The sequence below is a fragment of the Leptospira dzoumogneensis genome (assembly GCF_004770895.1).
In the GTDB taxonomy this organism is placed as follows: Bacteria; Spirochaetota; Leptospiria; order Leptospirales; family Leptospiraceae; genus Leptospira_B; species Leptospira_B dzoumogneensis.
This window is the reverse complement of the sequence record NZ_RQHS01000019.1, coordinates 465,312-489,667: the sequence shown is the minus strand read 5'-3', so window position 1 is coordinate 489,667 and position 24,356 is coordinate 465,312. Positions and strand designations below refer to the sequence as shown.

Annotated in this window: 22 protein-coding genes; 13 read left to right on the top strand and 9 right to left on the bottom strand. The window is 40.5% G+C overall.

Annotation, left to right across the window (positions count from 1 at the left end; translation table 11 throughout):
- Positions 1-9: 9 nt before the first annotated feature.
- From EHR06_RS15910 to EHR06_RS15880, 7 genes are all read left to right on the top strand, one after another.
- Complete coding sequence (locus EHR06_RS15910; RefSeq protein WP_135757894.1) at positions 10-867, top strand: Hsp33 family molecular chaperone HslO; 858 nt, start codon at positions 10-12, stop codon at positions 865-867.
- An 8-nt stretch (positions 868-875) separates the two neighbouring features.
- Complete coding sequence (tsaE, locus tag EHR06_RS15905) at positions 876-1,436, top strand: tRNA (adenosine(37)-N6)-threonylcarbamoyltransferase complex ATPase subunit type 1 TsaE (RefSeq protein WP_135757893.1); 561 nt, start codon at positions 876-878, stop codon at positions 1,434-1,436.
- Positions 1,433-2,122, top strand: a complete 690-nt coding sequence (tsaB, locus tag EHR06_RS15900) for a tRNA (adenosine(37)-N6)-threonylcarbamoyltransferase complex dimerization subunit type 1 TsaB (RefSeq protein ID WP_135757892.1) — start codon at positions 1,433-1,435, stop codon at positions 2,120-2,122. Before tsaE ends, tsaB begins: the two co-directional genes overlap by 4 nt.
- Positions 2,119-4,665, top strand: coding sequence for a ribonuclease R family protein (locus EHR06_RS15895; RefSeq protein ID WP_135757891.1), 2,547 nt, complete (start codon positions 2,119-2,121; stop codon positions 4,663-4,665). Before tsaB ends, EHR06_RS15895 begins: the two co-directional genes overlap by 4 nt.
- Before the next feature lie 73 nt (positions 4,666-4,738).
- Positions 4,739-5,242, top strand: a complete 504-nt coding sequence (locus tag EHR06_RS15890; protein WP_135757890.1) for a hypothetical protein — start codon at positions 4,739-4,741, stop codon at positions 5,240-5,242.
- Between the two features lie 5 nt (positions 5,243-5,247).
- A complete protein-coding gene (locus tag EHR06_RS15885; protein WP_135757889.1) occupies positions 5,248-6,861 on the top strand; it encodes a GMC family oxidoreductase in 1,614 nt (537 codons plus the stop codon).
- 111 nt (positions 6,862-6,972) lie between these two features.
- Positions 6,973-8,487, top strand: a complete 1,515-nt coding sequence (locus EHR06_RS15880; protein WP_135757888.1) for a tetratricopeptide repeat protein — start codon at positions 6,973-6,975, stop codon at positions 8,485-8,487.
- Positions 8,488-8,491: 4 nt separating this feature from the next.
- On the opposite strand, the gene EHR06_RS15875 is transcribed toward EHR06_RS15880, so the two are convergent.
- The 4 genes from EHR06_RS15875 to EHR06_RS15860 are packed head-to-tail and all read right to left on the bottom strand — an operon-like array spanning position 8,492 to position 11,179.
- Positions 8,492-9,217: a type I 3-dehydroquinate dehydratase gene (locus EHR06_RS15875; protein WP_135757887.1), complete on the bottom strand. Its 726-nt coding sequence runs from the start codon at positions 9,215-9,217 to the stop codon at positions 8,492-8,494.
- 3 nt (positions 9,218-9,220) lie between these two features.
- The gene (locus EHR06_RS15870; protein WP_135757886.1) at positions 9,221-10,189 is read right to left on the bottom strand and encodes a KpsF/GutQ family sugar-phosphate isomerase; all 969 of its coding nucleotides are present in this window, start codon (positions 10,187-10,189) and stop codon (positions 9,221-9,223) included.
- A gap of 2 nt (positions 10,190-10,191) precedes the next feature.
- Positions 10,192-10,713 (bottom strand): UpxY family transcription antiterminator, encoded by a 522-nt coding sequence (locus EHR06_RS15865; RefSeq protein WP_208757814.1) that lies wholly within the window; start codon positions 10,711-10,713, stop codon positions 10,192-10,194.
- Complete coding sequence (locus EHR06_RS15860; RefSeq protein ID WP_135757884.1) at positions 10,706-11,179, bottom strand: LIC_10042 family TonB-like protein; 474 nt, start codon at positions 11,177-11,179, stop codon at positions 10,706-10,708. The genes EHR06_RS15865 and EHR06_RS15860 overlap by 8 nt, the downstream gene beginning before the upstream one ends.
- A gap of 92 nt (positions 11,180-11,271) precedes the next feature.
- On the opposite strand from EHR06_RS15860, the gene EHR06_RS15855 reads away from it, so the two are divergent.
- The 5 genes from EHR06_RS15855 to EHR06_RS15835 all read left to right on the top strand — a co-directional run bounded on the left by EHR06_RS15855 (position 11,272) and on the right by EHR06_RS15835 (position 17,409).
- Positions 11,272-12,465, top strand: coding sequence for a DUF445 domain-containing protein (locus EHR06_RS15855; RefSeq protein ID WP_208757803.1), 1,194 nt, complete (start codon positions 11,272-11,274; stop codon positions 12,463-12,465).
- A gap of 171 nt (positions 12,466-12,636) precedes the next feature.
- Entirely contained in the window at positions 12,637-14,331 is a 1,695-nt protein-coding gene (locus tag EHR06_RS15850) for a methyl-accepting chemotaxis protein (RefSeq protein ID WP_135757882.1), read from the top strand.
- 29 nt (positions 14,332-14,360) lie between these two features.
- Complete coding sequence (locus tag EHR06_RS15845) at positions 14,361-15,233, top strand: M50 family metallopeptidase (RefSeq protein ID WP_135757881.1); 873 nt, start codon at positions 14,361-14,363, stop codon at positions 15,231-15,233.
- Entirely contained in the window at positions 15,226-16,161 is a 936-nt protein-coding gene (locus EHR06_RS15840) for a UDP-glucuronic acid decarboxylase family protein (protein ID WP_425269005.1), read from the top strand. Before EHR06_RS15845 ends, EHR06_RS15840 begins: the two co-directional genes overlap by 8 nt.
- 78 nt (positions 16,162-16,239) lie before the next feature.
- Positions 16,240-17,409, top strand: coding sequence for a Re/Si-specific NAD(P)(+) transhydrogenase subunit alpha (locus tag EHR06_RS15835; RefSeq protein WP_135757880.1), 1,170 nt, complete (start codon positions 16,240-16,242; stop codon positions 17,407-17,409).
- Here EHR06_RS15835 and EHR06_RS15830 read toward each other — a convergent pair.
- From EHR06_RS15830 to EHR06_RS15815, 4 genes are read right to left on the bottom strand one after another with little or no spacing between them, the layout of a single operon-like run.
- Positions 17,356-17,868, bottom strand: coding sequence for a phosphatase PAP2 family protein (locus tag EHR06_RS15830; protein WP_135758074.1), 513 nt, complete (start codon positions 17,866-17,868; stop codon positions 17,356-17,358). The two genes, EHR06_RS15835 and EHR06_RS15830, sit on opposite strands and share 54 nt — an antisense overlap.
- Before the next feature lie 52 nt (positions 17,869-17,920).
- The gene (gene hisS / locus EHR06_RS15825; RefSeq protein WP_135757879.1) at positions 17,921-19,243 is read right to left on the bottom strand and encodes a histidine--tRNA ligase; all 1,323 of its coding nucleotides are present in this window, start codon (positions 19,241-19,243) and stop codon (positions 17,921-17,923) included.
- Between the two features lie 5 nt (positions 19,244-19,248).
- The gene (locus EHR06_RS15820) at positions 19,249-20,403 is read right to left on the bottom strand and encodes a DUF1577 domain-containing protein (RefSeq protein ID WP_135757878.1); all 1,155 of its coding nucleotides are present in this window, start codon (positions 20,401-20,403) and stop codon (positions 19,249-19,251) included.
- Positions 20,404-20,413: 10 nt separating this feature from the next.
- Complete coding sequence (locus tag EHR06_RS15815; protein ID WP_135757877.1) at positions 20,414-22,492, bottom strand: OmpA family protein; 2,079 nt, start codon at positions 22,490-22,492, stop codon at positions 20,414-20,416.
- A gap of 51 nt (positions 22,493-22,543) precedes the next feature.
- Here EHR06_RS15815 and folP point away from each other — a divergent pair, with 51 nt between their 5' ends.
- Complete coding sequence (folP, locus tag EHR06_RS15810; RefSeq protein WP_208757812.1) at positions 22,544-23,407, top strand: dihydropteroate synthase; 864 nt, start codon at positions 22,544-22,546, stop codon at positions 23,405-23,407.
- Here the strand turns inward: folP and EHR06_RS15805 are convergent.
- The gene (locus EHR06_RS15805) at positions 23,395-24,285 is read right to left on the bottom strand and encodes a tetratricopeptide repeat protein (protein ID WP_244288625.1); all 891 of its coding nucleotides are present in this window, start codon (positions 24,283-24,285) and stop codon (positions 23,395-23,397) included. The genes folP and EHR06_RS15805 overlap by 13 nt on opposite strands.
- Positions 24,286-24,356 lie beyond the last annotated feature (71 nt).

Sequence of the window (24,356 nt, the reverse complement as noted above, 5' to 3'; positions counted from 1 at the left end):
TAACATTGCATGGAAAATCACGATATATACCATTATGGGATCCTTCCCGACGTTCACTTTCGTTTTTCCTCAGCCGAAATTTCTTACGCAGTAACCGCAGCGTCTAACTTACACGGTTTCGATGATGCAGGTACGGAACTTTTGGCAAGGACGATGCTTGCCGCATTCTTCTTAGCGGATCTAGTGAAAGAAGATACAAAGGTAAGCGTTCAAATCCGCTTTTATGATGATACTGAAATACATTCAGTTTTAGCTTATAGCACTCGTGACGGAAAGTTAAAGGCAACTCTAAGACATCGCCCGGAAGAAGATATAGAATCCGGACAGATCTCAGAGGAAAATTTAGGGATTTTAAAAGTATTCCGTTGGAAAGACGGAGAATGTATCTATCAATCCATCGTTCCTTTCAGAAACCAAAGTTTCGAAGCAAATATCGAAAACTATTTGAGAGACTCGGAGCAGGTTCCTTCCTTCTTAGTAGCTTATATTAAATTAGAAGGTTTGCATTGGAGGATCAAAGGTCTATTCTTACAAGCATTGCCGGAAGCAAGACGGGAACATATAGATGCAGTCAGAGAATTAGCCGGAAAATTAGAAGAGGAAAAATCCAAAGTTTACGAAGGAACCGTTTCCCAAGCATTAGAAATTTTGCAATCTTCTTGGAATACAAAATTCGAGATCTTGGCAACAGGAAGACCTGAATACAGATGTGATTGTTCCGAACAGAAGATCAAGGAACTGATCCAAAATTTAGGAAAAGAAGAAGCAATGGATATCGCAGAAGAGCAAGGACAGATCGAAGTCACCTGCGAATTCTGTAATTCCATCTATAGATTTCCAAAAGCAGAGGTCTTAGAGTTATTTTAAGAAATAGAATGTTAGGACGGTTTGAAAATCTTACCTTAGATTCTATAGAAATCCCTGTCTCAAAACTTACGGGAATTCTCGCATCTGTCTGGAAAGAAGGAAAATTTCCCCTAGTTCTTCTTTCCGGAAAAATGGGCTCCGGCAAAACCACATTCGTTTCTAAACTAGTAAAAGCTCTATTGGATGAATTAAGGCCTGGATTGGACAAATCCAAACTATTTGTAAATTCTCCTACTTATACTTTGATGAATGAGTATCCATTTCCGGAGATCCAAAACCAATTGGGAGATCCATTAGAGATCTTTCATTTTGATCTGTATCGGATCGGTTCTTCCGAGGAAATTCCTGATCTTGGATTTGAAGAATATTGGAACGGTAAAGGGATTTCTCTGATAGAATGGTGGGAAAAAGCAGAGCTTGAATTTAAAGACAGAAAATTCCGTATCAAGATCGATTTGGAAGAAGCAGACGAGGACACCAGAAATCTGCAGATCGAGTTTTTGGGAGAAGAATGGAGAAGGTCCGATCTAGAGATTACGTCCTTCCTAAAATCGGAGAAAATCATATGACTAAAATATTATTCTTCGATGCTACAAACTCTTGGATCTTAGTGGGATGTTATCTTAAAACGGAAGATGGCAAATTAGAAAAACTTTCAGAGTACAGGGAATTGCATAATAGAGAATCTTCTCTCTTACTTATTAAAGAAATTTCTAATTGTTTGAAGGTTTCTAATTGGGAAAAGCCTGATATAATAGTAACAGCGACCGGTCCCGGATCTTTTACCGGGATTAGGATTTCAGTGGCTACCGCTCGGAACTTTTCACAGATCTGGAATATTCCGGTTTTAGGAATTGATAGTTTAGAATTGTACACCTGCCAATATTATGCGGAATCAGAATCTCCCGTTTGTGTAGGAATAGAAGCGAAACAAGGAAAAGTTTATTTCGGTCTAAGGGACTCCAGAGGTTATTGGGGCACCTTGGATATTGCTCCGGATCTGATTCCGGAAACCATCCCGGAAGATAGGATAGGCTCTTATCTTACCGGAATTAAGTTCAGCGACTCTCCCGAATTTTTTGCGGGAACAAATATGAAAGAAAATCTTCCTTCGCCGGAAGCGAGTATATTGGAGAAGTCCAGCGAGATCAAAAAGGCGTTATCTAAGCCGGAGGATCATTCGTATTTACAATTGGTTCCGAATTATCTGAGAGGAACTTACGCTGATGATAAGCCTAAGGTATATTATACATGACACAAAAAAAGAAAATGGTTAAACAAATACAAACAAAGAAAAAAACAAAAACCAAAGACAATAGTGAAAAGATCAAAGGATCTAAAAGATCTGTTTCAAAAACCTCAGAAGAGAATGATCTAAGAAAAAAGATCAGAGAAGCAAAGGAGAAGGTCTCCAAAAAGAAAAAAGATCATAAGTCTTCTCGTTCTTCCGAGTTCGAAATTTTTCCTGTGGAGAAAAAAACTTCACGAGACCAAAAGATCCAGAAATTTGATCCGCCTCCGGTCCCTTCTCCACCTAAAAAAGAAAAAGAATTTAAGGCTCCTAAGTTTAATAAAGAATCCAAACCGGAATCTCATGTTCCAGCATCAAAGCCCAAGTTTTATGATAGAAAATTCGGAAGTCATGATTGGGAAAGAGAGAATGAACCTGGCAGAAAACTTCTAAAATTTTTCCGATCTAAAGCCGGAAAGGTTCTCTCTATGCAGGAGATTTATTCTAAGTTTATCGCTCATGCGGGACAGAAAAAAGGTTTCAGGAGAGAAAAATGGGAAGCCCAAGAACAAAAACGTTCTGCGGAAGAAGTTTTGATCTTTTTCGAAAAAGAAGGCCTGATAGAGATCCAAAAAAAGAATATCATAGTTCGTCCCAACCAAACCTTAAGCGGAACTATCTCTTTAAGTAAAAAGGGAGACGGATTCGTAAAACTGACTACTGGAACCGAAGTATTCGTTCCGAGCCAATATACTTCTTCTGCGATACAAGGTGACCTTGTGGAAATTCTTCCTACAGGAATCGGCCGCAAAGGAAAATTAGAAGGAGAAGTTGTCTCCGTTCTCCGCAGAGGCCGTGAACTTTATAGAATGAAGGTCACTGAAAAGGATTATAAATTTATAGTCGGGACCTTCTTAGATATGGAAGGAGATCTGAAAGAAGGTTTCCTTCCCCGCAAAACATTACTCCAGGATCTACAAGATGAGATCAATATAGGAGATGTTTTGATCGTTACCTTAAAGCAGGATTCTGATCACGAAAAAAATCTATACGAAGCTCACTTTGTTCGTTTCGAGTCGGATACAAAAGAAGATACGGATCTGATGAGAATGCTGATGAAGTACAATTATACTATCCTCTATCCTGAGGAAGTAAAATTGGAAGAACTTCCTGACGAGGTGGATGAATCCACAGTCGACAATTGGAACTCCAGAGTGGACTTGAGAGAGCTCAAATCCATCACTATAGACGGGGAATATTCCAAGGACTTTGACGATGCAATTTCCTTTATAGATGAAGGGAAGAAGATCAGATTCTACGTTCATATAGCAGACGTTTCTCATTACGTGCAGCCAGGTTCCGATCTGGATATAGAGGCATACACAAGAGCAACTTCCGTTTATTTGGGAAGTAGAGTGGTTCCTATGCTTCCGCCTGAACTTTCTGAAAATCTTTGTAGTCTTGTGGCCAAGAAGAATCGACTGGCATTCACAGTGGAGATGGAAGCGGATTGGAGCGGAACAATCTTTCATGCTAAGTTCTATAAATCCATAATTAAGGTAGAAGAAAGATACACTTATAATCGAGCAGAAGAAGAGATCAAATCCGGAGATCCTAAGAATTGGATCTTCCAAATGATGAAATTTGCGGACATTCTTCGCAAAAGAAGACTCAATTCCGGAAGAGTGGATCTGAATCTGAAAGAGACAAAGGTAGTCACTGACTCTGAACATAATGTGGTAGAGATCAAACCTGTGGACAGACTACAGGCTCATATCCTGATCGAAGAATTTATGCTATCTGCAAACATAAAAGTAGCAGAGTATATTCGTAAAAAAGAAAGACCTACTTTGTATCGTGTACACGAACCGATGGATGTTGAAAAACTGGAGATGTTGAATTCTTTCTTAAGATTGAACGGGGTCAATGCTCAGCTACAGGATACAAACTACGAATCCATTCGACATGTTCTACAAGTGATTGAAGGAAGTCCTTCGGAGCGTCTGTTCAATATTTCTCTTTTGAGAAGTTTTATGCAGGCATATTATTCGGGAGAATATCTGGGGCATTGGGGATTGGGTTTCAAAGACTATTGCCATTTCACTTCTCCTATTCGTCGTTACCCTGACTTGGTTTGTCATAGGGTTTTAGAAAGTATCCTAATCTCCGAACAAGAACCTTATTCAGAAGAAGATATCAAAGTGATGGGTCTTCATACTTCTCACGAAGAAAGAAAGGCTACGGATTCTGAAAGAGATTATTATAAACTCAAGGCCTGCAGGTTCTTAGAAAAAACAGGGATCAAAGAATTTACCGCGACTCTTGTAGGGTTCAAAGCGGCAGTTGCGTTTGTAGAATTGAATAATCCTCCGGTAGAAGCGATCATTCCTGCGATTGAATTTACCGACGAAGGTGAGCTACAAGCAGAGACAGACTTCACATTCTATTCTAAAAAATATACCAAACAATATTCATTAGGTGAAACCTTTCCTGTTGAATTAGATAGAATTGATTTTGAAGAAATTAAAATTTACGTGAAGATGAAAAAATTCCAAAAGAAAGGATAGACAAAGTCGAACATATTCCAGAACATTCGTTACGGCAAACTTTGTTTTTTCGAACAAAGTTTAGGAGTTAGAATTGGAATCGTTTCTGGATGAGAAAGTTTCTCGTAGTCGCTTTCTAAAGTTTTTGTTCAAAACGGCGGCCATCTCGGCTATCCTAGTTCCTCAAGCTTCCTGCAAACCTGGATCTATTCCTAAGCTGCATGGATTGAGTGATTCTGAATACCTCGCTTTCAAATCTTTGGAAGAAGTTTTCCTGGTAGGAAATCCAATCCAAGGATTCGACTTAGGAGTGGCTGCGGATAAATACATCTACGGTCATCCTTATCCTATCGATACGGAATCCGTTTTAAAATTATTGGCATTCTTGCCTGGATCTTCTCTTGTTTCTCTCGCTTTGGATTTTTCTTTCACCTCTATGGTGGGGCTTTCCAAAGAAGATAGAGAGAAACGACTTCTTTCCTGGAAAAACTCTTCCTTATCTTTGAAAAGAGGTGCTTATAATATCATGCGCCAGTTGTCCTTCTTCTTAGTTTCTATGGAAAAAGATTATAACGAACTAGTGGGATATAAAGGTTAAGAACTATGGGCGGGATTCCTAACGCAAATTCTGAGATCATCACTCCGGATAAACATGAATCTTTGATCAAAGAGAAAGGTATCAAAGACGGAGTTTGGAAATTACAGGCAGAAGCAGTCATTATAGGTTCCGGAGCGGGAGGAGCAGTAGTCGCTGCCACTCTTGCAAAAGCAGGATGGAAAGTAGTACTCATCGAAGAAGGCGGATATTTTACTCCTGCAAAATTCACCGGTGACGAGTTTCTTTCCCAAGCAAGATTGTATAGAGATGCGGGATTTATCATCGCAGAAGAGCAAACTCTTTCTATCTTACAAGGAAGGACCGTGGGAGGTTCAACCACTGTAAACTGGCAAACTTCTCTTTATCCTCCTGATTACGTGACAAACGAATGGGATTCCCGTTTTGGTTGGAAAGGTTACGGAAGACAGGAAATGGACTCTTATATTTCAGAAGTCCATGAAAGGATCGGTGTCCACGAAGTCCCTCAGAATCTGATCAATGCAAACAATAGCACTCTTATGAAGGGTGGAAAAGTATTAGGTCTGCATCCTGAAGTATTAAAGAATAATAATAGAGGCTGTATCGGTCTAGGCCGATGCGGCTTAGGCTGTCCTATCAATGCAAAACAATCCGCATTTTTAACTTGGATCCCTGATGCGATCGAAGCAGGTGCAACTGTAATCTCTAATATGAGAGCGCAGTACATCCAAGACGGAGATATCAAAACCGTAGTTGCAGAATTCACTCCGGATCCTTATGAAAAGGCTCCGAGCAATATTTTGGAAAAAGTAGTGATCGAAGCTCCTGTAGTGATCGTAAGCGCAGGTGCAATTGAAGGTCCTGCATTGCTGCAAAGATCCGGATTAGGAAACGACTGGGTCGGAAGAAATTTAAAAGTCCATCCTACAAGCACGAACTTTGCGATCTTCGACGAAACGATCAATATGTTCTCCGGGCCTCCTCAATCCGCAGTGATCAAAGACGGTCATAACCAAGACAATACAGGCTACGGGTATTGGTTAGAAGTTGCACCTTTCCGTCCTACATTAGCAAGTTCACTGATCCCTTTTTATGGACAAAGACAATTCGATGCTATGAAAAAGTATCCGAATATGAGCGCCGGTATCGTGCTAGTTCGTGACGGAGCTGATGGAGAAGCAAACGCTTCCGTAAAATGGTCTTTGGGAAGAAGGAAAGTTTATTTCGAGATCACTCCTACCGACGGTAAAAATTTACTGAAAGGTTTAAAGGCTCTCGCAGAAGTGCAGGTTGCCGCAGGTGCAAAGGCGATCATATTCCCATTCCCTGATGTTCTAGATCCAATCCCAGTGGATAAAAATTCCAAGTTCGACTGGATACTAGACAAGAGTATCGAGCCTGGAAAGATCGCGATCGGTTCTGCTCACCCTCATGGTTCCATCCAAGCAGCTAAGTCACCCGACCTAGGTGCGGTAGATTTGGATTTTCAACTCTTCGGCCATAAGAATATTTTCGTAATGGATGCTTCCGTATATCCTACAGGATTATCCGTAAATCCTCAAATTACGACCATGAGTGTGAATCTAAGAGCTGCAAGAGCCTTAGCTCAAAGAAAGTCAGAGGTTTTAGGAAATAAATAATTCCTTTTGGAAGGCGAGAATTCCACTTTATTCGTGGCGTTCTCTTCCAAAATTGGATAAATGCCTTCCTTCTTTTGTAGTATTCGGAGGGAAAATGTAGGTCTTACTAGTATGGGTAAGTCCTTCTTTTCTCTACTGATTTGCTTTAATATATTCTTCTTTTCCAATTCTGTCTTCGCAGATATGAAAGAAGGTAAAAAAGCTTATTCCAGAAAAGATTACACTGAGGCTCTCAAACAATTCCAAAAATATAACGATGGAAACCCTTCTTCCGGTGAGGCCTGGATGTATATGGGTTATATCTATGAGAGCAAAAAAGATTATACTAAATCCATCCAAGCGTTCAAAAAAGCGGTCAGTTTAAATCTTCCAAAAAAGGATCTGGTCAACTCTCTTACAAAGATCATTCTTTATCATAATTACCAAAGAGATTACGGAGAAGTGATCTCTTATTCCAATCGATTATTAAAGATCGATCCGGAACTTTCTCATATACAAAAGATCAGAGCTGCCGCAGAAGAAAGATATTCTTCCGGTGGAAGTTATCGCAAACCTGTTTATCATGAAGAAGAACCGGAACAGGAAAGTGTTTCCAGTCTCGAAAAAAAATTAAAACAAGACCCTAACAACAAAGAGATCCTTTGGAGACTTGCATTAGCTTATTATAATGAAAAAGAATTTGTTAAGTCAGAATCCATTCTTTCCGGATTAGTGAAGAATGAACCGGAGAATGTGGAGTACGGCTATAAATACGGTGCCCTGCTCGTTCGAGTAGGAAATTACGATGATGCTCTTGTAGTTCTAAATCGTATAGAACCTAAGATCCCTTCCGAAAGGGAAAAATTACTCTATTATACACATCTTACCCAAGCGGCCGCGTATCATAAAAAGAAAAACTTCGAAGAAGCATCCAAGTATTATAGAAAGGCACATGCAAATAAACATACGGTGCTTCCTTTGATCGGTCTGACCAAAATTAAATGGCAGCAAAAGGATTGTGATAACGCGATCAAAACCGCCGAAAAAGCACTTGAATATGGAGAAAAAACCAGAGAGATACGAATGTATATCGGCCTCTGCAAGATACAGATCGGCAAAAAAGAAGAAGGTTATGATCTTCTGAAAGAGATCGGAGCCGCCATCGAAAAAGAAAATCCGGAACTAAAAGAGCTTCCGGACGTATATTACGACGGTATCTTAAAACTCGCCAGATATTATACGAACAACGGCAACTACGAAAAAGCTCTCAAATATTTCCATGCAGTCCAACCTGACGAAGAAGAGATCAGAGAATATAATTTTTACTTAGGTAAAACGTATCTTTATACAGGTTACGTGGAAAAAGCGATTACCCATCTAGAAAAGGTAGAAGATTCTGCAGGAGCTTACTACCTCTTAGCAAAATGTTACGCGGAAAAGAATGACCAAGAAAGGACAATGTCCTATATCAAAAAATCAGGAAGTATTAAATCTTCCTATTGGTTATCTGCGGAAAAAGATAAGGCATTTAAAAAGTTCAGATCCGACGAAGGTTTTAAGAATTTTCTGGAAACTCGTGCCGGGACCAGAGATCATAAAAAATCGGAAGATGATAAAGAAGAAGACGATTCTCAAGACAGGGATTGATCGTTTATTTTCTTTTAGAAAGTAAAGTTTCCAAATCCACTTGGCCGGGAGCCTTTGGTGCTCCTAAACAACAATAAGTAAATTGAGATCCTATCTTCTCCGGAAAGATCCTGAATTCTTTTCCGGATTCCCCCATTAATATCCCGCAGAAACCGATTGGAATATTCTGTTTAGCACAAAGTTTAGAAAGTTTAAGTGCGGAATCTTTGAATTCTTCCGATTCTTTTTCGTTCTTCGGAAGTGCAGCTACCTTAAAGATCCTTTGGAAAGGAAGTCCTGACTTAACTGTTGCTAAAGCTTCTTCCGTGACGGGTCTTAAAAAAAAGAGTAATTCTTCGTAATCCGGGATTCCGGAAAAACTATGAACGGATCGAATGATCCCGAAACGATCTTCGTCTATTCCGTTAAAGACAGGATTGTCTTTATCCAATTCCAGATCTATATAATGTTTTCCGGATTCTAATCCGGAAAGTAAAGGTGAGATGTTCTCTATATTCCAGGCTCCTAAACTTTTGAGACTGGAATCTTCCGGTTGCCTATATGTGAATACACATGAAGCTTTTAGATCTTTTATTTTTTGTAAGATCTTGTTAGGAGCGTCTTTCTCGGAACGAAATTGGTCCAAACGTATCTCTAAAAAATCGGCTTTAGGATGAGTTTTTAATCCAAAAAACTCATCTTCATTCAATGTAAGAATGATCCCGATCTTTTGAGAATCGCTGCTCATCAGAAATCAGAGTCCTTTTTGTAAAAGATCGTGTATGGAAACGATCCCAAGCAATGCTCCGTCCTTGGAAACAATTGGAGCTACTGAGATCGGTTTTTCTCTTCTTTCCATGGATTGTAAAACATCGTAAGCCATGATCCCGGTTTCGAATACTGTAGGTTTGGAATTCATCAGATCTTTTGCTTTGATGGACTTATCCAGCTTTCCATCATTTAATAATTTTCTAATATCATAATCGGTTACGAATCCGATCAGTTTTCCGTTCGGATCCACAACTCCTGTCGCGCCCACGAGTTTTTTCGTGATCTCGGAAAGAACTTCTTCTAGACTCGCATCTGAGCCTACTTTTGCGAGTTTGTCCCCCTTTCTCATTACATCGTCCACTTTTAGGGACAATCTTTTTCCGAGTCTTCCTGCAGGATGGTATAATGCGAAATCTTCTTTTTGGAAATTTCTAAGTTCCATCAATGCCATTGCTATCGCATCTCCCAACATCAAAGCAATTGTGGTGCTGGAGGTAGGCGCAAGTTCTAAAGGGCATGCTTCTTTTAATACTGGAGTTAAGATTACGATATCACAGTCCAGGGCAAGTCTGGATTGAGGATTAGCGGTTAAACCTACCAATTTGGCCCCAATACTTTTTATGGTAGGAAGAAGGTTGAGTAATTCTTCACTTTCACCGCTCTTACCGATCGCGATGACCACATCACCTTGCGCTAAAATTCCTGCATCTCCATGAGCCGCGTCGGACGGATGTAAAAAATACGAAGGAGTTCCTGTAGAAGATAAAGTGGATGCGATCTTTTTACCTACGTCTCCGGATTTTCCTACTCCGGTAACGATCACTTTTCCTTTGGATTGGAAGATGAGTTCGACCGCTTTTTCCACATTCGGATCTAGATTCTCTCGAAAATGAAGGATTGCCTCGATCTCGGTATCTAAAGCTTTTTTAACTTTATCTAATGTATTTCCCACTTCTAATTCTCCTCGTCCGTTTCTAAAAGTTCCGAATCCAATTCCAAGGATACTGTAGTATCCATTCCGGAAATGGAAACAAGAATAGACGATTTACTTCCTTTTCGGATCACTCTGGCCTTTCTGTTCTTAAAGGGCCCGCTTCTAATCAGTACCTTTTTACCCGGAGCCAGCGACCTTTCTCTTTCGATCTTGATCCTATCCGGATATTCGGTGACAATCTGCCGAACAGTTTCGATATCTTCCTCATCGATTAAGATGGGAGTTTCGCCGACCGAAACAAATTTTACTGCTCCCGCAGTCTCCAGCACTTTTAGTTTTTCTATTCTTATATCAATTTTTACGAATACATAAGAAGGAAAAACAGGTACTAGAACGGTTTTGATCCTATCAGACCATTGTTTTTTGGTCGAAATAATCGGCAAGTATTGGGTTATTCCCTTTTTGGAAAGTTCTAACGCTAACTTCTTCTCCGCCCTAGAATTTGTATAAACTGCATACCATGATTTAGAAGATTCAATCATCTGATTCAATTCGAAAGGATACCGGAATAATTATTATATTTCCTTCCGGCAGTTGAAATTTCCAGCTAGAAACTGATCTTCTAAACTGCGTTTCAAAAACCTTATATTTGCAGGGTTTGATAGTAGTAACTTTTTTGGCCGTTCCGTTAGATCCTATCACTACTTCCCAAGAACAATCCGATTCCAATCTTTGTTCCAATGCTTCCGGTGGAAAATGGATCTCGTTTTTAAATCTTTCGATCTCCGCTTCCGGAGTTCCAGCCAGGCCCGAATTAGAAGAAGTATCCGGTCCTTCTCCCTGATTTTTAGGAAGAGAAAAATGTACACTTGGGATTTGGCCCTTGCTAAGACTGAGTTTGATCTGTTCCGAAAAATTTTCAGGGTTTATATATTGGACCAAATAATAAGATAAAAATAGGACCGCATGAATAGAAAGAGAAATAAAAAAAGAAACCCTGGATTCCATTGGATTGAACCGATTTTACATATATAATTAATATTGAATTTTTCTTGAATCGAATTTTCGGGCCAATAAAACTCGGCCGGATGCACGGGTCAATGATAGAGATCATTTCGATTTTGATTACCTGCTCCTTTGTAGGTTGGATCACAAACTATATAGCGGTGCAAATGATCTTCTATCCTGTTAAGTTTAGAGGTTGGGGAATTTTAGGCTGGCAGGGAATTATTCCGAAACATTCTAAAAAAATGGCCGGACTCATTTCGGACGTGATGATGGAGAGATTGATCCGGCCTTATGATCTGTACAAAAAGATAGATCCTGTGCAAATTTCGGATCTGATCAGAGATAGGATCGGAGAAAAATCCTCTTCCATAGTCAAAGATATCTTTTTCGCAGACAACCCGGTGATCTGGAAGATGGTCCCGGAAGAAGCAAAACAAATTTTAGAAAAAGAGATCAGAGAGGACATTCCTAAAAAGATAGAAGAGATCTATACTTCTTTCGGCAAAAACTTGGAAAGTATATTAGGGATCGGTGATTTAATCAAAGAATCCCTTTCAGGAGAAAACGCAAATGTTCTTTCTGAAATTTTCAGAAGATGTGGAGGCCCCGAGTTCAGGTTTATTATTCGTTCAGGGATCTATTTTGGATTCTTGATAGGTTGTGTCCAAGTCTTGTTCATCGCATATTTGAACCAATGGTGGACCATGCCTCTCATGGGAATTTTTGTAGGTTATATCACTAACTGGCTTGCGATCCTTATGATCTTCTCTCCTTTGCAGCCTAAGAATTTTTTATTTTTTAAATACCAGGGACTTTTCTTAAAAAGACAGATAGATGTTTCCAGAGAATTTGCATCCGTCGTCGCTTCTAAAATTTTAGATCCCGAAAGTTTGATAGGTGTGATCTTCAAAGGAAAAGGAGGAGATCTGATCATTACGGAACTTCTTTCCAAATCCAAAGAATTGATGGATGAGAAATTAAAGAAAAAGATCCCCTACGCTTCTTTGATCTTGGGTTCTAAAAAACTGGAAGAGTTAAAGGAGAAGATCGCGAATTCCATTCTGGAATTAGTGCCTGAAACCGCAGACAAGATGAAAGACTATATCGAAGAGAGATTGGAGATCGAAAAATTGGTCTTTGAAAATTTAAGTATACTGCCGCCGGAGGAATTCGAACATCTATTACATTCGGTCTTTAAGGAAGATGAGGCCACATTGATCAGCTTAGGCGCATTTCTTGGCGGTATTGCCGGATGTATCCAAGCATATTTAGTTTTTATAAAGTAGAGAACTAGGTCGGTTCTAAGATACATTTTTCTATAAAATAAACCGAAAGTATTATGACTGAAGGGAATTTTTTCGGAATTATTTCTCATTCATATTCCGATTTGTTAAAATCAAGAAGCGATTCTTTTAAATTCGCTATACCAAACTTGACCCCAAAAAATTACTGAAAATATGAGAAAGAACCTACCGGTTACAGGTCGAGAAATTCAGTTCGCTGAATCGGCGGTAATTATTTCCAGAACCGATCCGAAAGGAAAGATCACTTACGTTTCCCAGGATTTTGCGGATGTAAGCGGCTTTTCAGAAGAGGAAATGCTGGGCCAGCCTCATAATATTGTCCGCCATCCGGATATACCCCCCGCGGTTTATGAAGACCTTTGGAGCACTGTTCAATCCGGCCGCCCTTGGAATGCGATCGTTAAAAATCGTGCAAAGAATGGGGACCATTATTGGGTAGATGCTACCGTTACTCCTGTTCTTGAAAATGGAGTGATCACCGGTTATATGTCTGTTCGAAAGAAAACAAACAGACAACAAATAGAGAAGGCGGAAAAACTTTTTGCAAGGCTGAATGGAGAGTCGAGGCTATATAGGACCTTCTTCTCATTTATAAATTCTATCCGAGTGAAATTCGGATATCTCGGTCTTGTGACCTTTACATTCGCATGTATATTCATTCCTTCTTCTTACTTAGGTCTGAAATTATTTTTAACGGACCCGGTCGCTTCTATCGTAACCTTTCTTGCTGTGGTCCTCGGGTTTACTCTTTGTTTGAGAACCATCTATAAACTGAAAAAGAAAATGTCGGAAACCCTGGAGATAGTGGGCAAGGTAGTGAATGGAAATCTTGCTTCCGAATTCCCAAGGAAAGAAGGGATAGAAGACGCTGACAAGATTTATTCTAACTTCAGATGTATGACCATCAGTCTTTGGGGACTTCTGGTCCAAATGAAGGAGAACTATCAAAGAAACTTAAAATTGTACGAGGAATTATTCCAATCGGTAGGTTCTTTCGAAAGAGTTTCTCAAAAGCAGGCGCATGCTGTGCAAGAAACTGCCGCAGCTTCTCATGAACTTTCAAAAACGATAGATGAGATCGTATTAACGATCAGCGAACAAACCAGAAGTTTATCCAATGTAAACGATAGCATCGGTTCTATCGATGTTTCTCTGGGCGAAACCTCGAAGTCTATGCAAAACTTAGAGTCTCAAGCGGGGAATGTAGCGGATAAAGCGGACCAAGCAAAACAGATCTTTAATGAAGCAATCCAATCCATGGAGCAGATACGTTCTTATTCCAACGAGATCAATAAGATCGTAAGTATCATCACAAGTATTTCAGAAAGAACGAATATGCTTGCGTTAAACGCATCTATAGAGTCCGCAAGAGCGGGAGAGGCAGGAAAAGGATTTTCAGTAGTTGCAGATGAGATCTCAAAACTTGCCGAACAGACCAAGTCTAGTATCAAAGACATTACATATCTCGTAAAAAGTACATCCAACTCGGTGGAAGAAGGTGCCCTGAAAGTGGGGCAATCAGTAGATGTATTCGAAAATCTTCAGAACTATATAGAAGAAGTTCATAATTCCGCATCTAAGGTAAAAAGTCTTTTGTTAGAACAATCTAAACGACTCGGAGAAATACGCAGCAGCTCCGATCAGGTTTTGGTTTTAGGAAAAATGATGTCCGGCACTTCCGAACAACAAAAACTTTCTGCAGGTGAAATTTCGGACTCTATGAGCGCTATTTCTAAATCGGCGGAAGACATAGCTGCTACTTCGGAGAATATCAGACATTCGGTAAAAGATACTCTGGAACATTCCCAAAAATTTGGCGGAATTTTAAGTCATTTTAAAACGGATTAAACGGCAAAAAAGCCGATATTGATCCTAGAATGGAGAATCGTTTCCTAAGGCTTGCACTCTTACTCGCGATCATAGTGACTCTTCTTTCCTATTGGAATCATGGATGGGTTTCTTATCTAAAAGACTTCGTAGTTTTCATTCATGAAGCCGGGCATGCGATCGCAACTTTGATTTCCGGCGGTTCCGTTCAGATGATAGAACTGAACGGCGACGAAGCAGGCCAAACTGTCGCATCTCCTACGTCAGGTAAAAGTCCTTTTATATTCGTAGTCTCCGCAGGTTATTTGGGTTCTTGTTTGGTCGGAGGATTTCTGATCAATAGAGGATTCAAAGGAAGTCTGGTCCGTCCCACCTTATTACTTTTGGGAGGGGCAGTTTTATTACTCACTTTAAAGTACACTTCTTCCGGGGGGCTTGCTCAAAGAACGGGTTTGCTTTGGGGAATTTTTCTTTTAGTCTCTTCTTTCCTTCCATTCGGTTGGGATAGATTGATCACAGTGTTTTTAGGGACTAGCGTTAGTTTATATAGTTTATACGATCTTTTGGATTTTACTGAGAATGTTCAGAACACCGATGCAGGTATCTTAGCATATTGGGCGACCGGAACTTCTCCAGGTGGAACGGTTCCGAAATCGGTTTTGTTCCTGGGATATTTGATTGCTCTGCTTTGGTCTTTTTTTAGCGTATCCATCATATTCTTTTCATTGAAGCGAGCGGTAGCTCCTCGTCCGGTTCCGGATGAGACTTCTGGATTTGATGAAGGGCCGGTAGTCGGTTTAGACAATCCATTTCCTGGAGAAGTAACTCCGGAAGTATTGGAATGGTTTTTAAGCAGAGGTTTGGATCTGAACGGCAAACCTCTTCCGCCGGAATTTATGGATATCGAGAGAATTGATGGCTAATAGAGTGCTAGTGACCGGCGGAGCCGGATTTATCGGATCTCATCTATGCGAAAGATTGATACAAGAAGGTAACGAGGTTATCTGCGTTGATAACTTTCATACGGGAAGAAAGAAGAATGTTGAAAAACTTCTCTCCAATCCCCGCTTCGAACTAATACGTCATGATATTACCGAGCCGATCCGACTCGAAGTGGATCAGATCTATAACTTCGCTTGTCCTGCGAGCCCGATCCATTATCAATCCAACGCGATCAAAACTATTAAGACCAATGTTCTCGGAACTACTAACATGCTGGGACTTGCTAAAAGAGTTAAGGCAAGGATCTTACAAGCTTCTACCAGCGAAGTTTATGGGAACCCGATCGAACATCCTCAAAAAGAAACATACTGGGGAAATGTAAATCCGATCGGTATCAGAAGTTGTTACGACGAAGGAAAGAGGGTCGCTGAAACTCTTTGTTTTGATTATCACAGAAATCATAAAGTGGACATAAGAGTCATTCGTATCTTCAATACTTACGGACCTCGTATGCTTCCTGACGACGGAAGAGTTGTAAGCAATTTTGTGGTCCAAGCACTTGCAGGAAAAGATATCACAGTTTATGGAGACGGTTCTCAAACCAGATCCTTCTGTTATGTGGACGATCTTGTAGATGGTATCATTAGAATGATGAACACTCAGGACTTCAATGGACCAGTTAACTTGGGGAACGACGGAGAGTTTACCGTCAAAGAATTAGCGGAGTTAGTTTTAAAAGAGACCGGCTCTTCTTCCAAGATCATTTATAAAACTCTTCCTCAAGACGATCCTGCCCGCAGAAAGCCGGATCTGACTTTAGCTAGACAAAAACTGGGTTATGAACCTAAGGTTCCTTTATTAGAAGGAATCAGGAAAACGGTCGATTATTTCAAAAATCACTTGGATTAATCGTTCGCCGAGAAAATCTGGACCTACTTTTCCCCTATAAGGGAATTTAACCGAAAAATTGAGTTTCGAGTAGGCTGTATGAATATCGGAGTTTTAAAAGAAGCTAAGGAAGAGACTAGAGTAGCGGTAACGCCGGACGTAGTTGATGCCTTTAAAAAAATCGGTGCTTCTGTTATCATCGAGAAAGGCGCTGGAGAAGGTTCTTATTTCTCCGACGAAGATTATAAAAAAGCCGGAGCGACCATTCAATCTCGCGCGGATGTACTGAAAAAATCCGACCTAGTTGTAAGCATTCACTTAGCGGATGGAGCAAGTTTATCTAAGATCAAAAAGGGAGCTTTCTATTTAGGAATGTTCCAACCTGCAGTGAATCCTCAGGTTATCAAAAAGCTTGCTGCTCAAAAAATTACAGTACTGAGCTTGGATGCGATCGCTCGTATCACTCGTGCTCAGTCTATGGACGTTCTTTCATCTCAAGCAACTGTTGCCGGATATAAAGCTGTTCTTATAGCTTCCACTCATTTGACCAGATTCTTCCCGATGTTAACTACTGCTGCAGGAACAATTACTCCTGCTTCCGTTCTTATCATCGGTGCCGGTGTTGCCGGTTTACAAGCAATCGCAAGTTCCAGAAGATTAGGCGCAGTAGTTGACGTATTCGATACTCGCCCTGAAGTAAAAGAGCAGGTTCAATCTCTAGGCGCTAAATTCGTCGAGGTCGAAGGTGCAACTCACTCCGCAGCAGCGGGCGGTTACGCTGTAGAACAAACCGAAGAATACAAAAAACGCCAGCAAGAAGCGATCGAAAAGTTTGCTTCTAAAGCGGACGTGATCATCACTACAGCTTTGATCCCGGGAAGAAAAGCTCCTATCATCATCACTAAAAAGATCGTAGATAGAATGAAAGCCGGATCCGTAGTAGTGGACCTTGCTTCTCCAAACGGAGGAAACTGCGAGTACACTCAACATGGTAAGGTTGTATTAACTAAAAACGGAGTTTCCGTAGTTGGTCACCGAAACTTGGCAGGTTCTCTTCCTTCAGATGCTTCCAGAATGTTCGCTAAGAACGTATTAAATTATCTGAAACTATTGGTTAAAGAGAAGAAGATCAACTTTGACTTAAACGACGAAGTTATCGCTTCTACTACGATCACTCACGAAGGAGAGATCCGTCACAAACTTACTTTGGATGCCTTAGGTGGTTCCAAACAAGAAGGGAAGAAACCAGCGGCCAAGAAAAAGGCCTAAGGTCCCGAAACAGGTTCCTATCAACCACCCTCCGAGCACATCGGAGGGAAAATGATGAAGAGATAATAATCTTCCGATCCCCGCAAGCAAGCTCAGCACTAAAAACCATTCCGGGAAACCGAACAAAAACACTAAGATCAATGCAGCCGTCATCGAATTAGATGCATGGGCAGAAGGAAATGAATGTTTCATGTCCGGATTCTGATCCACTTTTCCAGCCACAGTAACTAGCGGTCTTTTACGAGCGATCAGCTTCTTTAATACTAAAACAAAACGATCATTTGCATAGGCAACAAGCCCTGCATAAGGAATTACGATCCACCAAGGATAAGGAAGACTTCCCTGCCATGCAGCGTATGCAAGATAAGGAAGGATCAAAACTAACATGATCTCTCCACGATTGATCCTGGAAAGAGTTTTGTTCAGAAGAGGAGAATGGATCTTCTCGCGAATAAACATCGCGATCGCATAATCGATTCTTTCGAAAGCGGATAATTTTTCCAATGTGTTCTTATCCAAGTAAGGATTTCCGTAAGATGGAGATTAGATCGGATCTGGAAACAGAAGATTGTTCTCCTGAGACGATATCTTTTAACTGGACCTTGTTTTCTGAGATTTCGGATTCTCCTAAGAAGATCAAGAAACGATATCCCTTTTTTTCCGCCGTCTGGATTTGTTTGCCGAGTTTTGCAGGCTCGAGCATAGTTTCCACTCCGATTCCTTCTTTCCTAAGTTCTTCCGCGAGTTTCAAAACTTCAGGAAAAACTTTATCTTCCATCAAAGGAATTAAAACAGCAGCTTTAGAATTCAGGTCTTTCGGTACTAAGCCATGTCCTTCTAAAAAGTTTTTGAAGGTCACATCTCCCAGTCCGAAACCGATCCCGGAAAGTTGTTCATTGGAGAATAATCCGATCAAGTTATCGTATCTTCCTCCTCCGTACAAGGATCTTCTGTTCTCGGGATTTGTATCGAATACTTCGAAAATACAACCTGTATAATAATCAAAACCGCGAATGATAGAAGGATCGAATTCCAATTGGTCTTTGATTCCCAAAGAAGCCAGATCCGAGAAAAGGTTCCGAATAAATGTAACGGAAGAACCGTCTATACCTTCTAATTCTCCGATCGTTTGTAGATCCGTTTCTAAGTATCTATAGATCAGAGTTAATTGTTTTTCAGGATTTGAAAGTAGAGGTTTGATCTCTTCTTCGAAGGCTTCTTTGCTGATCTTGGATTTTTTATCTAAAAGTTTGGAAACGGAATGAGCTTTTTCAGGAGCTAAGGCAAGAGTTTGATTCAAGAATGAATCCAAAATTCCTCTATGAGAAACCTTGATCTGATAACTTCCTTTAGGAGCTTTAAAATTTTCTAAAATTGCATTTGCGATCAGAATGATCTCAACTTCTGCTCTATAAGAATTTACTCCGAACAGATCCACATTGAGCTGCCAATGTTCTCTGAGGCGCCCTTTGCCTGGTTGTTCATATCTCCATAAGTTCGGGATAGAAAACCAGCGAATAGGTTTAGCAAGATTTCTGACTTCTCCTGCTACCATTCTTGCAAGAGTGGGAGTCATTTCCGGACGGATCGCAACATGACGATCTCCTTTGTCCGTGAAATCGTAGAGTTGTCTTTGTACGATTTCCTCTCCGCTTTTTGCCAGATAGAGTTCGAAAGATTCTAGGATGGGGCCGTCGTATTCTTCGTACCCGAAAGATTGGACAGTCTTCCTCATTACGGAAAACATCCAATTTCGGAATCTCATTTCTTCCGGATAAAAATCTCTAGTCCCCTTGTATGGGGCTGTGGGTAAAAAGGCTTTCTGTTTTTCCAAATCTCTTAGACGCTCTTAATGAAGCTTAAATTCTTCTTTAATAGAGTCATATTCGTCTTGGCATCGTTGGAGCCAACTATTTCTGCACCGACCAGGTAAATTTCCCCGATCTGAGAAATATGTCGGATTTTAAATGCGAATCTCAACGGAGCTTGCATCTTAAAAGTTATATCCGCAGTAAAGAAAGGTTTGTGCAGAAAGGATTCGACTAGCTGGGATTCGGTTACTTCTAAAAGAATTCCACCTTCGGAAGCGTTGATCACGTTTTGACGGATATCAATGTCCAGAGTGTTGGAGTCTTCTATCCTTTCATTAAACACGTCTTCTAACTCGACGTATTTTTTTAGAATGGCTGGATCTAAAATTCTATCCTTAGTCTCCGCATAACCTAAAGCAACGAGCTTAGGTCCGGAAGGATCTTTGTAATATATTGGATAGATCGCAAACGATTGTATTTTTCCGGAACGATAAACTTTGGTTCTATCTTCCAGGATCATCTCATCTTCTAATTCTTGTTTTAGATCTAGAATATTGAATCCGTTTGCTTCTTCCTTAGAAAGAGGATCCATATTGATCGCATCTTTTACAAAGATAGTTTTGCCAGTACTTTTTGCTAAATCCTGTTCAAAGCTAAGTTCTTTTCCGGTTGGAAATACTAATCTGGAATATGGATACTCCAATAGGATATTCTTGTGTAAGTCAGTCAGTAGGATTTGGCCTGAAGTTCCCAGGACTTTGGTGGAATCCTGCTCCTTCTTAAGCATATGGAATCTGTGCGCGATTACTTTGCCTTGTAGTCCTTCTATCCTTGGAAGAATGCGGCCGTCTTTAGCGATCTTTACGTATTCAGGAGAACAAATCACTACTCCGTCTTCGTGATTCACCGATTCTACTTTAAAGCCGATTTCCATATGTTTACTTAAGGTTTTGTAAACTGTGATCTCGCCTTCTTCGTTCAGAGATTCAGGATCGATCCTAAGGAAAATTTTTCCTTCGGGAGTAGTTTGCAGGATCTGTAATTCTTGTTTTAAAGGATTTTCTTTCAGAAAGAGTCCGTTGTTATGTACGTACTCTTTCAGAATATAACCTACTTTTTGAGGATCCTTGATGGTATCCCATATTCTTGGTGATTGTAGGTAAGATCGGTACTCGACTTCCATCTGCTCTCCTTTATAGCTTGCGGAAGTCGACCCTCCTGTTTTTAGCTCTTCCGTCTTCGGTAGAGTTATCCTCGTCAGGTCTGGAATACCAATAAGCTCTGGTTTTTAACCTAGAAGCTTGGATCCCTTTACTACGAACGTAGTCAAAAACTTTCCGCGCTCTGTTCCCGCTTAAGCGAGTATTATATTCTTTGGAAGCTATATTATCAGTATGGCCCCCAATCTCTATTTTATCCGACGGATTCTTCTTGAGATAGTCTACAATCAGGTCGAGTTGCTTGCGATGTGCGTCAGTCACCTCGGTCTTATTGAATTCAAAATAGAGTTTAGTGTTTAAAACAACTGGAACTTCCGAATCTTTCCTTAAAGGGATAGAAATTGTGGAACCGGGTTTAATATCTTTCTTCAAGATATTAACGCTTTCGGAAATATATTTCTCAGCCTTTGCAAAGATCTCAAAATCAGTGTCAGGGATCAACTCGATATGGAAATTTTTTGACAAACTGTTGTATTTTAAGATTTCTCCCTGTCTATTCTTAGGAGTGAAAACTGTAGCGGTCGCTCCAGCAATTGGCTCTTTAGTAGTGGCATCTACAACTACCACATTAAGTCCCTTTCCTTTATCTCCGTCACCGGTATTGACTATTTTACCTTTCTCTTCATCTTTGATAGGAAGAAGCACATACGTTTTATAAACTTTCTTATTTCTTTCTACGTTTCCACGTAAGTCTAGCTTGTCTTCAGTGGGATAAAATCCAGGAGAAGAAATTTCTACCTTATACAATCTTCCTGTCTTTAATACGGTTTTAAAGTTAGTCTGGATTCCTTTAGAAAGATCCCCTCCAATTCTTCTGGAGGTAATAGTGCGAGAAGGTCCCACGCTGTCCGAAATTTTGATCGTAGCATCCAAGCCTATCATTGTGGCTTCCGAGCCATCTAGGACCAATCCTTGGAAGGAAACATCGTAGGAGTTCCTCAGATTTTCAGGGACCTGGAATCTATAAATATCGTATTGGCCCTGTCCTCCGTTTCTATTGGAAGAAATATAAGCCCAAAGACCCTCGTGATCGAAAGAAATCCCTTCCGAATCGATCCCTTCCGCAGCATCCAAATTGAATGGATGAGGTAGTTTTTCCAAACTCCCGGTTTCCGGGACTGGATGAGGAGAATTCGTTTTAGAAACAGTAAGTTTGTCTTCCGCATCTTCCATGTCGGCATTTCCCGGAAGATTTAAGAAGCTGCGATATAGAGAGAATTTTTTGCGGTCATTCTCTCTATTAGAGGAGAAGTATAATTGTTCTCCATCCGGATGAATATAAGGAAGAATTTCACTGGCCTTGGAATTGATCTCCGATCCAAGATTGATCGGACTGGACCAAACGCCTGTGGAAAGATTTCTATAACTTACCCAAAGATCATGCTCTCCGTATCCGCCCGGGCGATCGGAGGAAAAGATCAGGAATTTTCCATCCGGAGAAACTGCCGGCATCTTTTCCGTCCAATTGGAATTGATCTCCGAGATCCCGATCAGGTCGCTCCAACGTCTTGTCTTTTCGTCTCTTTTCGTATAATAAATATCTAATGCGTCAAAACCTTCCCTATCCGCTTTTACGTTCCGGATAGAAGTCAGAAAAATTTCCTCAGGATTTCCTGATTCATCGAATCGAATGGAAATCCCGCCTTCATACTTATCCGTATTGAATAGTTTGGATCTTTTTTCTCCGGAAGGAAGTTCCTTCTTATTCTGCTCCCAGATATCCTGGTTCAGGTTGACAGGCTTTTTCCAATCCGCCTCTCCATCTCTTTTTTTATAGTTAGCGTTTTCGGAGAGCCAGATATCCATCTCTCCTTCTCCGCCAGGACGATTGGATTGGAAGATCAAATATCTTCCGTCAGGGCTGATGATGGGATTGTATTCTACGTTTTGTGTGTTTAAAGGAGATCCGAAATTTCTTTCTAAAAGTGTAGGAACAGGTTGGGCGGATCCATCCCAGGAAAATAAAAAAAACAGAAGAGTTCCGGCAAGGACGGAGCTTAGAAAGTGATTTCGTTTCAGAACGAGTCCTTTTCCTTGATTGTAAAAAAACATCTTGTAATTAGTATCGGAACAAAGACCCCAAGTATCAAGATGGAAACTAAGATGGAATCCGACCTTCTGAACAGAACCCAGGGCGAAATTTTCCCTCCAAAACCGATCCTATTCGGGGTTTTGAACATAACCAGCGACTCTTTTTCGGATGGGGGAAAATACCTGCGCGAGGAACAAGCTTTAGCAAAAGCGAAATCGTTATTAGAAGAAGGCGCAGATGTCATAGATATTGGGGCCCAATCTTCCAACGTAAAAGCGGAGCCCATTTCGGAAGAAGTGGAATGGGATAGAATGAAAGAGATTATCTCCGAGCTCAAAAAGGAGAAGGTTGCAATCTCTATAGATACATTCCGTCCCTACGTCATCCGAAAGTCATTAGAAGTCGGTGTGGATTATATCAATAATATCAGAGGTTTTGTGGATCCTGAAAGTTTGGATCTGCTAAAGGGCGAAAGAAACAAGTCTACAAAGTACGTTGCAATGTTTTCTCAGGATCATTCTATTAAGGCATCCGAGATTTCGGATCTAAAACCGGAGACAGTAGTTCCTCTTGCTCTCGAATTTTTTAGAGAAAGAACAAAAACTTTCGAAAGTTTAGGATTAGCGGATCGTTTGATCTTAGATCCGGGTATGGGATTTTTTTTAAGTCCTGATTATAAGGTAAGTTTTGCGGTTCTTTCTAAGATCACTGAAATTCTTTCCGAATTCCCAAACCTAATGGTTTCGGTTACTAAAAAATCTTTTTTGGGAAATGCCCTAGGCGGTTTGCCTGTCGAAGATAGACTTGTTCCGACTGCGATCTCTGAAACTTATCTTTGGTCCAAAGGAGTTCGGATGATCAGGACTCATTCTCCCAAATCTTTTCTGTTAGCTATGAAAACCTGGGAAATGTCTCACGGAGTTTATCTTCCGTAACGAATTCGATCCATTGCTTCTTTTCCTTCCGGAGTCAAGGTAGGAAAAAATTCCTCTTCCGTAAACTGAAGCCCTTTGGATCTTAATTTTCTAAAATAAGGAAGAAGTGGAGAAACATCCGCTTTAGGATTTTTGGAAAGAAGAGAAAGTTTCCATAATTCTAAAAAAACCACGGATTCTTTTTCTGATTCCGGAGCTTTTTGGATCCATTCCAATGCTTCGGAATATCTTCTCTTCTCACAATAAGCGTGGGCGATATAATATTCTAATTCGGGGATTCTTTCTCCAGTGCCGTTTAGGCTGAGTCCAAAAACCAGAACATCGTCCCATTTTTCCAGGATATGGGCCATTTTTAGCATTAGGCCTCTTGCATTCTTATGGAACGGGCTTTGTTGTAGTATCTTCTCCAGATAAAAATAACTTTTGGACCATTCTTGTTTGGAGAAAAAATATTCGGCTAAACCTTCCCAGGCGTACACTTCTTGGCCTGGAATGGTAGAGAGCGCGTCTCTAAAGATCACAAGTTCTTCTTCTCTTTGTGCTTCGATCAGAAGGTTCTCGAATTTTTTGCGCTCAATCTGCGGTGCTTGTTTTAGGAATTTTTCCAGGAATTTTTTGGCTTCCGAGATATCATCCACTAGATAATATAAACGTAATAGATTGAGAGAAGGAATCGGATTATTAGGCAGAAGTTTTTGCGAGCTTAGGAACTCTTCTTCTGCATCATCGATTAGAGAAAATCTTACGAATAAGATCCCTAGATTGTTTTTGTCCGGAGCAAGGATCGCTTTTCCTCTATGGGTTTTTGCTTCCCAAGGACTTTTTACGGAGTCAATCTTCTCCCTTGTATAATCCGCAGCTGGAAGATATAGGAACATAGGATCGTTTTCGATTTGTTCGTTGTTTCTGACTGGATATAAGCAAGAGAAGAATAGAAGGAACGGTAAAA

Excerpts from the sequence above, each read along its gene's own strand:
- EHR06_RS15910 (WP_135757894.1), top strand. The coding sequence starts at position 10 with ATGGAAAATCACGATATATACCATTATGGGATCCTTCCCGACGTTCAC.
- tsaE (WP_135757893.1), top strand. The coding sequence starts at position 876 with ATGTTAGGACGGTTTGAAAATCTTACCTTAGATTCTATAGAAATCCCT.
- tsaB (WP_135757892.1), top strand. The coding sequence starts at position 1,433 with ATGACTAAAATATTATTCTTCGATGCTACAAACTCTTGGATCTTAGTG.
- EHR06_RS15895 (WP_135757891.1), top strand. The coding sequence starts at position 2,119 with ATGACACAAAAAAAGAAAATGGTTAAACAAATACAAACAAAGAAAAAA.
- EHR06_RS15885 (WP_135757889.1), top strand. The coding sequence starts at position 5,248 with ATGGGCGGGATTCCTAACGCAAATTCTGAGATCATCACTCCGGATAAA.
- EHR06_RS15880 (WP_135757888.1), top strand. The coding sequence starts at position 6,973 with ATGGGTAAGTCCTTCTTTTCTCTACTGATTTGCTTTAATATATTCTTC.
- EHR06_RS15865 (WP_208757814.1), bottom strand. The coding sequence starts at position 10,713 with ATGATTGAATCTTCTAAATCATGGTATGCAGTTTATACAAATTCTAGG.
- EHR06_RS15860 (WP_135757884.1), bottom strand. The coding sequence starts at position 11,179 with ATGGAATCCAGGGTTTCTTTTTTTATTTCTCTTTCTATTCATGCGGTC.
- EHR06_RS15855 (WP_208757803.1), top strand. The coding sequence starts at position 11,272 with ATGATAGAGATCATTTCGATTTTGATTACCTGCTCCTTTGTAGGTTGG.
- EHR06_RS15850 (WP_135757882.1), top strand. The coding sequence starts at position 12,637 with ATGAGAAAGAACCTACCGGTTACAGGTCGAGAAATTCAGTTCGCTGAA.
- EHR06_RS15845 (WP_135757881.1), top strand. The coding sequence starts at position 14,361 with ATGGAGAATCGTTTCCTAAGGCTTGCACTCTTACTCGCGATCATAGTG.
- EHR06_RS15840 (WP_425269005.1), top strand. The coding sequence starts at position 15,226 with ATGGCTAATAGAGTGCTAGTGACCGGCGGAGCCGGATTTATCGGATCT.
- EHR06_RS15835 (WP_135757880.1), top strand. The coding sequence starts at position 16,240 with ATGAATATCGGAGTTTTAAAAGAAGCTAAGGAAGAGACTAGAGTAGCG.
- EHR06_RS15830 (WP_135758074.1), bottom strand. The coding sequence starts at position 17,868 with ATGTTTATTCGCGAGAAGATCCATTCTCCTCTTCTGAACAAAACTCTT.
- EHR06_RS15820 (WP_135757878.1), bottom strand. The coding sequence starts at position 20,403 with ATGGAAGTCGAGTACCGATCTTACCTACAATCACCAAGAATATGGGAT.
- EHR06_RS15815 (WP_135757877.1), bottom strand. The coding sequence starts at position 22,492 with ATGTTTTTTTACAATCAAGGAAAAGGACTCGTTCTGAAACGAAATCAC.
- folP (WP_208757812.1), top strand. The coding sequence starts at position 22,544 with ATGGAATCCGACCTTCTGAACAGAACCCAGGGCGAAATTTTCCCTCCA.
- EHR06_RS15805 (WP_244288625.1), bottom strand. The coding sequence starts at position 24,285 with ATGTTCCTATATCTTCCAGCTGCGGATTATACAAGGGAGAAGATTGAC.